The organism is Mycobacterium paraintracellulare (genome assembly GCF_000276825.1).
GTDB classification, from domain to species: Bacteria; Actinomycetota; Actinomycetes; order Mycobacteriales; family Mycobacteriaceae; genus Mycobacterium; species Mycobacterium intracellulare.
Window position 1 is genome coordinate 2,144,886 of the sequence record NC_016948.1, and the last position, 12,981, is coordinate 2,157,866.

Here is a 12,981-nt window from a genome sequence, read left to right on the forward strand (position 1 = left end):
ATCAGCCACCGCCCCGCGACGGTTCATCCACGGGCGCAATGGCACTCAGATCGGGGGCCACAACAGCGGGAGCGGGCGGGCCGGCCGGCGGGGGAGGACCAGGCGCCGGCAAAGGGGGAGCGACGCCGAACCCCAGCGGGTCATAGGTGTAGTTGCCATACCAGGGATCACCCGGAGCGGGCACCAGCGGCGCATCCGGGTCACCCCAGCGAGTGCCGGCCAGCAGCGTCCGCTTGAGCCGCGGGATGGTCATGTCGATGACGGCGAAAACGTTGAAGTAGTCTCCCCGCACCGCGCGGTCGATGAAGTTCTGCGTGAACGGGAACGTCGGCACATACCCCAACACGGTGCTGAGGTCGGGGCCCACCTCGGCGAGCGCCTGGATCGTCGGCTCCAGGTTCCGCAAGTTCTTCACCAAATCGGCCTGGGTGTCATTGACGAGCCGGGTGGTGGTGTTGCTGAAGACCCGCAACTTGTCCAGCGCCGCGGTAATGCGCGGGCGTTCGCGGATCAGCACGTCGAGCGCGGGCGGAATCTTGCGCAGCGCCTGGGTGATCACCGTCCGCTGCGAGGCGAACGTGCTGGCCAGCCGGTTCAACGAATCGATCGAGGCCATGATCCTGTCGCGCTGCTGATCCAGCACGCCGACGAACTCGTCGAGGCGCGTCAACAGCTGGCGCACATCGGTCGAGTGACCGGATAGCGCGGCGCTGAAGTTGTGGACGATGTCGCCGATCTGGCCCAGGCCACCGGAATTGAGCACCACCGACAACGCCGACAACGTCTGCTCGGTCGATGGATACGACGACGACCGGTCCAACGGAATCGTCGCCCCCGGCTGCAGGCGTCCCCGCGGGGGCTGGCCGAGCGGGGGATTGAGCTCCACGTGCATCGACCCCAACAAGCTGGTTTGCCCGACGGCGGCCACCGCGTTGCCCGGCACCACCACATCGGGCTTGACCGAGACCTCGACGTCGGCGTGATCGCCCTTGACCCGCATCTTGCCGACGCTGCCCACCACGACATCGGCCATCATCACCGGCGAATTCGATTCCAGCGTCCCGATATTGGCTATCTCGACGTGATAGACGCTCGCATGCGGCCCGCGCCCGACCGCGCCGGGCAGCGATAGCGAATTCACCCCCTGAAATGCGCAACCGCAAAGAGCGAAGCACGCCACAAGGCAAAGCCCGAGAAGCCTGGTCATGGCGGCGCCCCCCCGGGCGCCCCCAGGCCGGCCGCCGCCGGCTGATCGTTCGGTGCGGGTCGGCTGTGGTCGGGCAGCAGCAAGTCCTCCAGGCTGTGCGGCGCGGAATCACCGTTGATGCTCGTATAGGCCGACACCGCCGGCGGGGTCTCGGGGGGAATCGACGACGGCCCTTCGCCGTCCGGCGCCAAACGCGGCTCGGCGTAAATGATTTTCCCGGGCGTGGCGATCTGCTGCAGGATGATGTTCGTCGGGATCGGCAGGTAGTTGAAGTTCGCCGTCCGCATCCCCGGGCCGCCGTACTCCGCGCACAGCTTCCCCGATTCCGTCGCGGTGACGTTCGCGACCGCCCCGATCGCGTCGCACAGGAAATGAACCGGGTTGGAGAAGTTGTTGATGATGAAGCTGCCCATGGCCCCCGGCGTGTTGGGGTTGTAGATGTTGTAGCCGTTGGAAAACGCGGTCGGCGCGGCGTGCAGGATGTTCTCCACATCCATCCGGTGATCGACCAGAACCTGGGTGACGTTGGTGAGCCGCTGAATCTGCTCGGCGGTCATGTCCCGGGTTCCGGCGACGAAGCGCTGCACCTCACCGACGGCCACCGACAGGTTCGACAGCGCCGCATCCAGATCCGAGCGGCTGTCGTCGAGCACGGTGCTCAGCGTCGTCAGCCGGTTCTGGAACTGCACGATCTGTTGATTGCTCTCGCGCAGGGCGGTGACGAAGTTCTGCAGGTTCTTGATGATGTCGACGATGTTGCCGCTGCCGTTGGCCAGGATCCGGCTGATCCCCGAGAGCTGCGCGAGGGTCTGGCGCAGCTTTTCGCCGTTGCCGTCCAGGGCGTTGGCGGCGGACGTGATGAACCGGCTCGCCGACGTCGACGACACGTCACCGGCCGGCCCGAGATCGGTTGCGAGCCGGGTCAATTGCTCGGTGACCTGGTCCCACTCGACCGGGATCGCGGTGCGGTCGACGTCGATCACGGCCCCGCTGGCCATCTTCGGCCCGCCGCCCCGGTGATAGGCGGGGGAGAGCTGGACGTAGCGCGCGGCCACCAGGTTTTGCGCGACGATGATCGCCTTGGCGTTGGCCGGGATCGACACGCGGCGGTCGACGTGCAAGACCAGCTTGGCCCGGCTGGGCTGCGGCTGCACGGAGGCCACGGTCCCGACCTTGACGCCGGATACGCGGATCTGGTCGCCGGCATAGATCCCTGTCGCCGACGGGAAGTAGGCCGTGATCGTCAGCGGACGAAAGAACGCCTCGCGCACCAGGAATCCGCTCGCGGCCAGGAACACCCCGGCCAACAGCGCGGCCACGAGTCGGCGCGCGGTCATCGCGAACCACCCGGAATGCCGTTGTGCGGCCAGGGGAACAGCGCCCGCGGCATGTTCGGGTCGTTGCGCCGGAACCCCCAGTAGTAGTCGAAGAACGGCTGAATCAGCTCGGGGATCGCCAAATTGGGCACAAAGGCGTTGTAGTAGAAGCCGTTGGACACCGACTCGCCGGAGGTGATCTCGAACTTCTTCAGGCCGGGCAGCGCCTTCGAGAGGTTGTCGCGGTTCTTCTCCAGCATGGCCGCAACGGAATTCAACCGGTCCAGCGTCGGCGCGAGCTTGGCCTCGTTGTCGGCCACCAGTCCGGTCAGCTCCTTGGCGACCGCGGAGACGTTGGCCAGCAGCTCGCCGATCGCGTCGCGCCGGTGGACCAACGTTTCGAGCAGCACATTGCCGTCAAGGATCAGCGAATTCACGCCTTGGCTGTGCTCGGAGAGGATGCCGGTGACGTCGTTGGCGCTGTTGAGCAGCGCATCGAGGGTTTCGCCGCGACTGTTGATCGCCCGCGACAGCCGGGTCAGCCCGTCGAACGTCGGGCCCAGCTGCGGGGCGATCTGGTCGATGGTCGCCGAGAGTGCGTCCAGCGATTGGTTGAGCGTGTCGGTGCTGGTGGCCGCCAGGTTCGTGGTCGCCTCCGAGACGGCCTCGGTCAGCGAATACGGCGACGACGTCCGCGCCAGCGGGATGACATCCGACGGACGCAGTTGCCCTGTGCCGGCCGACTCCAAGGTCAGCACGCGCGCGCCGAGCAGCGAACCGGTGCGGATATGCGCGGTGGTCAGCGGCCCGAGCCGCACCGTGCCGTTGACTCTGAACTTGACCACGGCCGCGCCGTCGTCGTCGAGCGAAACCGCGGAAACCGTACCGACGTTGACCCCGGAGATCAGGACCTTGTTTCCGGGTTCGAGCCCCCCGGCCTCGGAGAACAGCGCCTCGTAGCGGACCGTCGTCGCCCAGGACACCACCCGGTCGGGGGCCAACCCGACCAAGACGACCAGCAGGATCAGCACCGTCCCGATGAAGCCCGGTCGAATGAGTTTTGCGCCACGGTATTTCAACATCAGGGCTCCGCGCACCTTCCCTCGGTTTGCTTAAACCAGGGGTAGACCGCGGTGCGGCCCTGCAGATCGGTGACGCGGAACGTCAGCCCACAGATGTAGTAGTTGACGAAGCTGCCGTAGGCCCCGGTGCGGGCGAGCTTGCGGAAGTTGTGGGGCGCCCGCTGCAGCGCATCGTCGAGGCGTCCCTTGCCGTGCTCGAGCAAGGGGGCCAGCCTGTTGAGCTGATCGACCGTTCCGGCCAGCGGCCGGCGCGCGGCGCTGAGCAGGTCGGTGACCGACGCGGTGCCGGTGGCCAGCGCCTGAATGGCGTCCCCGATCGGATCGCGTTCTTGCGCAAGCTCACTGACGAGACGCTGCAGGCGCTCGATCGCCCCGGAGAACTGGCCCCCCTGGTCGGCGAGGGTGCGCACCACGGTGTTGAGGTTGTCGATCAGGCTCTCGATGGCCTTGTTCTTCTCGGCGACGTCGCTGGAGAACGACGACGTCTTCGCCAGCAGCGACTGCAACGTCTGGCCTTGCCCCTGGAACACCTGCAGCAGCGCGCCGGCCAGCGCGTTGACGTCGCTCGGATTCAGGCCCCGGATAACGGGTTTCAGCCCACCGAGCAACAGGTCGAGGTCCAGCGAGGGCATGGTGTGGTCGATGGGGATCCGGGACCCCGCCGGGAGCACTCGCATCGAGCCGGGCCCGATGATGAGTTCGAGGTAGCGATCGCCCACCAGGTTGAGGTAACGCACGGCCGCGCGGGTGCCGGTGGTCAGCGCGACGTCCTGGTCGGCGTCGAAGCCCACCAGCACCTTGTTGTCCGGCTGCAGCGCGACGGCGTTGACGGTTCCGACCCGAATTCCGGCCACCCGCACCGAATCTCCGGGCTTCAGTTGCGAGGCGTCGACGAAGATCGCCGAGTACCGGTGGGTGGGGCCGTTGCGGAACTGGCCGAAGATGAAGAACAGGCAGGTCGTCAGGGTCAGCATCACCGCGGCGAAGATGCCGAACTTCACCGCGATGCGGCCGGTGCCGCTCATCCCGGTTGGCCGATCTGCGCGGTATTGCGGGGCGGCCCATCGAGGGGGCCGTAGAGGAACTGCTTGAGCGCGTCGGAGTTCAGCAGGATGCCCTGTTGGCCGTACTGCCACGGGTTGGCGCCGATGTCGGCGACATCGAACGGCGGGAAAGTGTTGTAGGGGACGGGCAATTCGTGCTCACACTGCGGGCCACCCTTGGCCGCGACCTTGGGCAGGTTCTTGGGGTACCGGTAGCGCTCGGCGCCCAGCGTGATGCCACCCAGCACCTCGAGCCCCGGCACGGGCGTGGGCGGCTGCAGCGCCAGCGGAAACATGCCCTTGAGCGAACACGTCAACGCCTGGTGGTACTCGTTGGTCAGATCGGTCGTCGGCACTAGCAGATGCGTTACCGCTGCCAGCTTTTCGCGATTGGCCCCCAGGACGTCGTTGCCGAGGTCGGCCAGGCCGATCGAACTGATCAACAACGCGTCGAGGTTCTGTTGTTCGTCGACGAGGGTCTGGCTGATGCGCGTCGTGCGGTCCGCGACGGTGACCAGGTCCGGTGCGGCGTCGGCGTAGGCGCTGGACACGTCGGCGGTGGCCTCGATGTCGTGGCTCAGGTTGGGCAGGCTGGGCTCGAGCTTGCCGAGAAACGCGTTCAGGTCGCTGAACAATTGGCCGAGCCGTGCCCCGCGGCCGTTGAGCGCGGTCGCCATCGCGCCGAGCGTCTCGTTGAGTTTGGCCGGGTCGATTTTCGCCAGCACCGAGGTGAGTTGCTGGAATACCGAGTTGATTTCGACGGTGACCCGTCCGGCGTCGAGCACCTGCCCCGCACGCAGGCGCTGCGGCGACGGGCTCTCCGGGGGGATCAGCTGGATGAACTTGGCGCCGAACGCCGTCGTCGCCACGATGTTGACGAGGACGTTGGCCGGGATGAGCTGCAGCCGGGACGGCTCGAGGGCCAGCCGAATGGCCGCCTGCCCGTTGGGCGAATCCTGGATGGAGGCGACGCTGCCCACCGGCGCGCCGTGCAGCTTGACCTTGGCGCCGGGGTTCATCATCAGACCCGCCCGCCCGGCGATCACGGTCACCGGCACCGTGGTGGTGAAGCCGCCGCGGAACTGCGTGACCGCCAGGCCGACGATCGCGGCGGCGACGATGACGGTCACCAATCCCGCCAGCGGGCGCGCGTAGCGGAAGGTGGTCCGGCGTTCGGCGGTGGCCGGCGGGTCCGCCGACGGCGGTCGGTGCCCCGCCGGGAGCGCCTGGAAACGTCTGGTCACCTAGGCCCCTTCGCCGCAGCAGAGGCTCGGGAGGCCGCGCGAGATAGCCGGTGCGGCAAGGGAAGTCGCATGGCCATGCCGGCTACAGTCCCCCATAACGCTGTCCCGATCCATCGTCATTCCAAGCCAACCGGTCCGCGGTGTGATACAAATCTCACGTAGTAGCGAGCAGAACGATACATCCGCATTACTAGAACTTCAATACTGGTCAGCACGAGAGTGCCGTTCTACGCTGGCCACGGCTGAAGCGTCGCCCGAGGAGCAATGTGACCGGTATCCGTGTGGTCGCGCCCGAGTTGGCGCAGCACTACGAGGAGCAGGGCTGGTGGACCCCGGACACGCTCGGGGACCTGGTGGCCCGCGGCCTCAAAGGCAACCAGGACACCGCGTTTCGCGTCCATTCGTCGGTGCGGCCGTTCACCGGCACCTTCGGCGACGTCGAACTAATGGCCCGCCGGCTCGCGGCGGGCCTGCGAGCGCGCGGCGTCGGCCCGGGCGATGTGGTCGCCTTCCAGCTGCCGAACTGGGTGGAGGCGGCGGTCACGTTCTGGGCGTCGGCGTTCCTTTCCGCCGTGGTCGTCCCGATCGTCCACTTCTACGGCCCGAAGGAATTGCGCTACATCCTCTCCAGCGTCCGGCCGCGGGTCTTCGTCACCGCCGAGGGCTTCGGGCGGATGACCTACGACCCGGAAGTCTGCGCGGATGTGCCGATCGTCGCGGTGGTGGGCGAAAGCTTTGCGGCGCTGCTGGCCGACGAGCCGATGGCCGGCACGCTGGCGGCCGACCCCGACGGTCCGGCGCTGATCGCGTTCACGTCGGGCACCACCAGCAACCCCAAGGGGGTGATCCACAGCCATCAGACGCTGGGCTTCGAAACGCGCCAGCTGCTGGCAAATTACCCGCCGGGGCGCGGGCGGCAACTCACCGCGCTGCCCGTCGGGCATTTCATCGGCATGCTCGGCGCGTTCCTGATCCCGGTGCTCGACGGCGCCCCGATCGACCTCTGCGACGTGTGGGACCCGGACCGCGCGATCGACCTGATGGACTCCGACGGCGTCGCGCTCGGCGGCGGGCCGCCCTACTTCGTCACCAGCCTGCTCGACCACCCCCGGTTCACCGCCGAGCACCTGCGCTACATCACGCACATCGGCCTCGGCGGATCCACCGTCCCGGCCGCCGTCACCCGGCGCCTGGCCGACCTCGGGATCCTCGTCACCCGCTCCTACGGCAGCTCCGAACACCCGTCGATCACCGGGTCGCACTACACCGCGCCCGAGGATAAGCGGCTCTTCACCGACGGCAACGCGCGCACGGGCGTCGAGGTCCGCCTGGCCGACGACGGCGAAATACTATCGCGCGGACCGGATTTATTCGTCGGGTACACCGACCCCGCGCTGACGGCCCGCGCGTTCGACGAAGACGGCTGGTACCACACCGGCGACATCGGGGTCATGGACGACGACGGCTATCTGACCATCACCGACCGCAAGTCCGACATCATCATCCGCGGCGGCGAGAACATCAGCGCCCTGGAGGTCGAGGAGGTCCTGCTCGGGATGCCCGCGGTCGCCGAGGCGGTCGTGGTCTCCGCGCCGGACGCCCGGCTCGGTGAACACGCCGCGGCGGTGCTGCGCATCAAGGCAGGGCAGGTCATGCCCACTCTGGGCGAGGTCCGCGCGCACTTCGAACGCGCCGGGGTGGCCAAGCAGAAATGGCCCGAATCCCTGCACCAGGTGGACGACTATCCGCGCACCGCCAGCGGCAAGGTGCAGAAGTACGTTGTCCGACAAAGCATTCGGGACAAGCTTACGGAAGCGCGGTAGCGGTGGCCGCTCCGACCGATTCGTAGATGAGAGTTGAATATCTGGCAAAAGAAGAATATCGTTCTACCGTCACCTGATATTTAGGAGTTGACGTGGCGATAGTCGCGGAGCAGCGGACCTATGTCGCGGGCGATTGGGTCACCGGCGACGACGTGGTCAGCGTCGAAAACCCCGCCGACGAAAGCCACGTCGCCGACGTCACCGTGACACCGCTGGCCGAGGTGGCACGGGCGATCACCGAGGCGCGCCGCAGCTTCGACGACGGCGTCTGGGCTGACGCGGCGCCGAGCGAGCGGGCGCGAATCCTGAACGCGTTCGTCGACCACGTCGAATCCGCCCGCGACACGCTGGTTCCCACCCTGGTCGCCGAGGCCGGCCAGTCGACCTTCTTCGCCGAGATGACGCAACTGCGCGCCGGTGCGGCCATCGCGCGTCAAACCATCGACCTCTACCGGTCGATGGCCCACGAGGAAGCCAGCCCGGTACCCGTCGACGATCTGGTGCGCGGCCGGGTCGCTTTGAGCGTTCGCCGCCACGAACCCGTCGGCGTGGTCGCCGCCATCACGCCGTACAACGCGGCGCTGATCATGGGCTTCCAGAAGCTGATTCCCGCGCTGATGGCGGGCAATTCGGTGATCCTGCGCCCTAGCCCGCTCACGCCGATCTCGTCGCTGATCTTCGGGGCGGCCGCCGACGCGGCCGGCCTGCCGCCCGGCGTGCTGAGCGTCGTCGTGGAATCGGGCATCGCCGGGGCGGAACTGCTCACGAGCGATCCGGGGGTCGATATGGTGTCGTTCACCGGCTCGACGGTCGCGGGCCGCAAGATCCTCGCGCAGGCGGCGCCGACCGTCAAACGGGTCTCGCTGGAACTCGGCGGCAAGTCTGCGCAGATCTACCTGCCCGACGCCGTGCAGCGCGCCGCCGGCGGCGCGATGATCGTGGTCCTGTCCACCGCCGGACAGGCGTGCGTGGCCGCGACGAGAATGCTTGTGCCGCAGGACAAAAAGGACGAAGTGCTCGACGCGGTGAGCGGCGCCTACGGGTCGATCAAGGTGGGGCCGCCCAGCGACGAATCGGCCATGATGGGGCCCGTCATCAGCGCCGCCCAGCGCGACAAATGCGAGCGGTACGTGAAGCTGGCCGAAGAGCACGGCGGCAAGGTGTTCTGCGGCGGCGGCCGCCCGGCGGGCCTGGACCGCGGCTACTTCTTCGAGCCCACCGTGCTCGACCTGCCCAGCAACGCCAATCCCGCTGCGCAGGAAGAGATCTTCGGCCCGATCATCGGCGTGCTGGGCTACCGCGATATCGACGACGCGGTGGCCATCGCCAACGACAGCATTTACGGCCTGTCCGGCCAGGTGTACGGCAGCGACACGACCGCGGCCCTGCAGGTGGCGCGCCGGCTGCGCACCGGCGCGGTCAACGTCAACACCAGTGTCTTCTCCGCCTACGCCCCGAGCGGGGGCTACAAGCAAAGCGGGCTGGGCCGCGAACGAGGCCCGGACGGCATCCGCGAATTCCAGGAGGTCAAGCACATGTCGATCGGAGAGCTGAAGTGAGCGAATACGACCTGAACTGGCTGATCTCGGTCGACGACCACATCCTCGAGCCGCCCAACCTGTGGGTCGACCGGGTGGCCGCCAAGGACCGCGACCGCGCCCCGCACATGGAGAAGGACGACCACGGCATCGACAACTGGGTCTACGACGGCAAGCGCTATCCGAACTCCGGGCTGAGCGCCGTCGTCGGCAAGTCCAAGGAGGAGTTCAGCCCCGAACCGCTGTCGTATTCGGAGATGCGGCCGGGCTGCTACGACGCCAAGGCCCGCGTCGAAGACATGGACCGCTCGGGAGTGCTTGCGTCGCTGTGCTTTCCGACGATCACCCGGTTCTGCGGGCAGCTGTTCATGGAGGCCAGCGACCGCGAGTTCGGTTTCGAATGCCTGCAGCACTACAACGACTGGCTGGTCGAGGAATGGTGTGGCGCGGCGCCCGGCCGCTACATCCCGCTGATGCTGATCCCGATGTGGGATCCCAAGCTCGCCGCCAAGGAGATGGAACGCATGGCGGCCAGGGGCGTGACGACGTTCGCCTTCTCCGAGAACCCGGAACCATTGGGGCTGCCCACGATTCACGACGCCGACGGTTACTGGGAGCCAGTGATGGCGGCGGCCAACGAGTTGCACATGGTGGCCAGCATGCACGTCGGCTCCTCGTCGACGCTGCCCAAGATCTGCGCGGACGCACCGTTCATGGCCAACCTCACCTGGGGCGCCTCGCGCACCTCGGGCACCATGCTGTCCTGGCTGTTCAGCGGGATGTTCCAGCGCTACCCCAACCTGAAGATCGCGCTGTCCGAGGGCGAAGTCGGCTGGATGCCTTACTTTTTGGAGCGCGCCGAGCAGGTGCTGGACAAGCAGCGGTACTGGGTGATGCGCGGCGCGAAGTTCGACACCCACGCCGGCGCGGGCAAGGCGATCGACCTCGACACGCTCGACATCCGCGAGACGTTCCGCAACCACATCTACGGCTGCATCATCGAAGACCGCCACGCCGTCAAGAGCTTGGACGAACTCGGCGAGGACAACATCATGTGCGAGACCGACTACCCGCACTCGGACTCCACCTGGCCCGACTGCATCGGCGTCGCCCGCAACACCATGAAGGACCTCCCGGAAGACGTGCAGTACAAGCTGCTGCGCGGCAACGCCGAACGCCTGTACCGGTTCACCCCGGCCGAGCCCCCCGTCCGGGCTGACGCCTGATGTCGGGCGTACTGGACGGCAAAAGCGCCATCGTCACCGGGGCCGGCTCCGGGGTCGGCCGGGCGTCGGCGCTGAGGTTCGCCGAGGAGGGCGCGCGCGTGGTGGCGGCCGACATCGACGTCGACCACGCGAAAGACACTGTGCGCCAGATCGAATCGGCCGGCGGCACCGCGATCGCTGTCGGGACCGACGTCGCGAACGAGCAACAGGTCCAGGCGATGATCGGGGCCGCCGTCGATCAGTACGGCCGGCTGGACATCCTGTTCAACAACGTCGGCATCCCGACGCCGCGCCTCGGCATGATCTTCGAGGACCACACCCTCGACGACTTCAACCGCCTGGTCGCGGTCAACCTTGGCGGGGTCTTCCTCGGCTGCAAGTACGCGGTGCTGCGCTTCAAGGAGCAGGGCTCCGGTGGCGTCATCCTCAACACCGCGTCGGTGGCCGGCCTGGTCGGTTGGGGCGGCTCGGTGTACGGCGCCACCAAGGGTGGGGTCATCCAGCTCACCCGGGCGGTCGCAATCGAGGCCGCCCCCTTCGGGATTCGCGTCAACGCAATCTGCCCGGCCGCCATGCCGCTGACCGGGTTTATGGCGGCGGGTGGGCTTCACGTCGACGCGGAGCAGCAGGCGGCGATCGCCGAGTCGGTCGGCGGGCAGCATCCGCTCGGGCGCGCTATCACCGCCGAGGACTGTGCGGAGGCGGCGCTGTATCTGGTCTCGGACGCGTCCCGCAATGTCACCGGGGTGGCGTTGCCCGTCGACGGCGGATTCGTGGCGAAATGACCGCCCCCGCACTGGATCGCGGTCGGCTGCGTGAGCTGTTCGACCTGCGCAGCTCCTACAACGCGTTCAGTGGTGGTGCCTACGAGGACGATCCGTACCCGGCCTGGCACCGGTTGCGCGAGCAGGGGCCGGTGCTGCCCGGCGTGCTGCACGAGCTGACCGGCAGCACCGACACGATGTTCTTCCATGGGCTGCCGTATCCCGACAGCCCGCATTTCACCGTGTTCGACTACGACACCTGCATGGTCGTTTACCGCAACCCGGACGTGTTCGCCTCGTCCCCGGAGCCGGTCGACCTCGACAACGGGCCGCTCGGGCTGACCAACAGCATGCTGTCGATGAACGGCGCGCAGCACAAGCGCTATCGCGCGCTGGTGCAACCGTCGTTCCTGCCGGCGAACAGCAAGTGGTGGATTGACAATTGGATCTCCGAGACCGTGGACCTGCTGGTCGACGGGCTCGCCCACGACGGCCGCGCCGAACTCAACGTCGACTTCTGCGCGGCCATCCCGGTGCTGACCATCACGGGCAGTTTCGGCGTACCCGTCGAGCAGGCCCTCGACATCCGGGAGGCGCTGGCGCGGGATCCGCAGAAGGTGGTCGACCTCCTCAAGCCGGTGATCGCCGCGCGCCGCGAGGACCCCCGCGACGACCTGATCAGCATCCTCATCCAGGCCGAGCTCACCGACGACAACGGCGTCACCGACCGGCTCACCGATCGCGAAATCGATTCCTTCGTACTGCTGTTGCTCGGCGCGGGCTCGGGCACCACCTGGAAGCAGATGGGCACCACGCTGACGACGCTGTTGCAGCGTCCCGAACTCCTCGAGGCGGTGCGGGCCGACCGGACCCTGCTGCGACCCGCCATCGAGGAGGCGATCCGCTGGATGCCGACCGACCCGATGTTCTCCCGCTGGGTCATGGCCGACACGGAACTGGCCGGCGTTGCGATCCCCGCCGGGTCCGTCGTGCACCTCGCGCTTGGCGCCGCCAACAGGGATCCCGCGCGGTGGGAACGGCCCGACGAGTACGACATCACTCGAAAGTTCAAGCCGTCGTTGGGTTTCGGGCAGGGCGCGCACATTTGTCTCGGCATGCACGTGGCCCGCGCCGAAATGACCATCGCGATCTCGGCGCTGCTCGACCGGTTGCCCAACCTGCGCCTGGACCCCGACGCCGAGCCGCCCCGCTTCGTCGGGATGTACGAGCGTGGGGCGACGGCCATCCCGGTGGTGTTCGATGTCTGATTACCAGCAGCCCGACCTGACCCTGCTCGGCGAGGACCACATCCGCGCCTACCGGGAGACCGGCGGCGAGACCGGCTACCTGTGGAACGGCGTGCCGACCCTGCTGCTCACGACGACCGGGCGCCGCACCGGGCAACAACGCACGTCGGCGCTGATCTTCGGCCGCGACGGCGACGACTATCTGGTGGTGGCCTCGATGGGCGGCGCGCCCATGCACCCGGCGTGGTATCTGAATCTGCAAGCCAATCCCGCGGCCGGCATTCAGGTCCGGGCCGACGAATTCGCGGTCGTGGCGCGCACCTCGACGGCCGCCGAGAAGCCGCGGCTGTGGAAGATCATGACCGACCGGTGGCCCAACTACGACGTCTACCAGTCGCGGACCGAGCGCGACATTCCCGTCGTTCGCCTCACACCGGCATGAGCACGGCTAGCATTTCTTCGGTGTCACGTGCTGAAGAACGGGCCGCGGA

General features: G+C 67.6%; 11 protein-coding genes. 6 read left to right on the forward strand and 5 right to left on the reverse strand.

Features of this window, described 5'->3' with window-relative positions; all coding sequences use genetic code 11:
* Position 1: 1 nt before the first annotated feature.
* From OCQ_RS10030 to OCQ_RS10050, 5 genes are read right to left on the reverse strand one after another with little or no spacing between them, the layout of a single operon-like run.
* Positions 2-1,207, reverse strand: coding sequence for an MCE family protein (locus tag OCQ_RS10030; RefSeq protein WP_041784948.1), 1,206 nt, complete (start codon positions 1,205-1,207; stop codon positions 2-4).
* Complete coding sequence (locus tag OCQ_RS10035; protein WP_014384487.1) at positions 1,204-2,544, reverse strand: MCE family protein; 1,341 nt, start codon at positions 2,542-2,544, stop codon at positions 1,204-1,206. Before OCQ_RS10035 ends, OCQ_RS10030 begins: the two co-directional genes overlap by 4 nt.
* The gene (locus OCQ_RS10040) at positions 2,541-3,605 is read right to left on the reverse strand and encodes an MCE family protein (protein WP_014384488.1); all 1,065 of its coding nucleotides are present in this window, start codon (positions 3,603-3,605) and stop codon (positions 2,541-2,543) included. The genes OCQ_RS10035 and OCQ_RS10040 overlap by 4 nt, the downstream gene beginning before the upstream one ends.
* A complete protein-coding gene (locus OCQ_RS10045; RefSeq protein ID WP_014384489.1) occupies positions 3,605-4,630 on the reverse strand; it encodes an MCE family protein in 1,026 nt (341 codons plus the stop codon). The genes OCQ_RS10040 and OCQ_RS10045 overlap by 1 nt, the downstream gene beginning before the upstream one ends.
* Positions 4,627-5,892 (reverse strand): MCE family protein, encoded by a 1,266-nt coding sequence (locus OCQ_RS10050; RefSeq protein ID WP_014384490.1) that lies wholly within the window; start codon positions 5,890-5,892, stop codon positions 4,627-4,629. The genes OCQ_RS10045 and OCQ_RS10050 overlap by 4 nt, the downstream gene beginning before the upstream one ends.
* Before the next feature lie 266 nt (positions 5,893-6,158).
* On the opposite strand from OCQ_RS10050, the gene OCQ_RS10055 reads away from it, so the two are divergent.
* The 6 genes from OCQ_RS10055 to OCQ_RS10080 all read left to right on the forward strand — a co-directional run bounded on the left by OCQ_RS10055 (position 6,159) and on the right by OCQ_RS10080 (position 12,932).
* Entirely contained in the window at positions 6,159-7,715 is a 1,557-nt protein-coding gene (locus OCQ_RS10055; RefSeq protein ID WP_014384491.1) for an AMP-binding protein, read from the forward strand.
* Between the two features lie 92 nt (positions 7,716-7,807).
* A complete protein-coding gene (locus OCQ_RS10060) occupies positions 7,808-9,274 on the forward strand; it encodes an aldehyde dehydrogenase family protein (RefSeq protein ID WP_014384492.1) in 1,467 nt (488 codons plus the stop codon).
* Positions 9,271-10,479 carry an amidohydrolase family protein gene (locus tag OCQ_RS10065; protein WP_014384493.1) on the forward strand — a complete coding sequence of 403 codons (1,209 nt, stop codon included), beginning with the start codon at positions 9,271-9,273 and terminating at the stop codon, positions 10,477-10,479. Before OCQ_RS10060 ends, OCQ_RS10065 begins: the two co-directional genes overlap by 4 nt.
* Positions 10,479-11,264: an SDR family NAD(P)-dependent oxidoreductase gene (locus OCQ_RS10070; protein ID WP_014384494.1), complete on the forward strand. Its 786-nt coding sequence runs from the start codon at positions 10,479-10,481 to the stop codon at positions 11,262-11,264. The genes OCQ_RS10065 and OCQ_RS10070 overlap by 1 nt, the downstream gene beginning before the upstream one ends.
* Positions 11,261-12,511, forward strand: coding sequence for a cytochrome P450 (locus tag OCQ_RS10075; protein ID WP_014384495.1), 1,251 nt, complete (start codon positions 11,261-11,263; stop codon positions 12,509-12,511). The genes OCQ_RS10070 and OCQ_RS10075 overlap by 4 nt, the downstream gene beginning before the upstream one ends.
* Positions 12,504-12,932: a nitroreductase family deazaflavin-dependent oxidoreductase gene (locus OCQ_RS10080; RefSeq protein WP_014384496.1), complete on the forward strand. Its 429-nt coding sequence runs from the start codon at positions 12,504-12,506 to the stop codon at positions 12,930-12,932. Before OCQ_RS10075 ends, OCQ_RS10080 begins: the two co-directional genes overlap by 8 nt.
* The last annotated feature ends 49 nt before the right edge of the window (positions 12,933-12,981 follow it).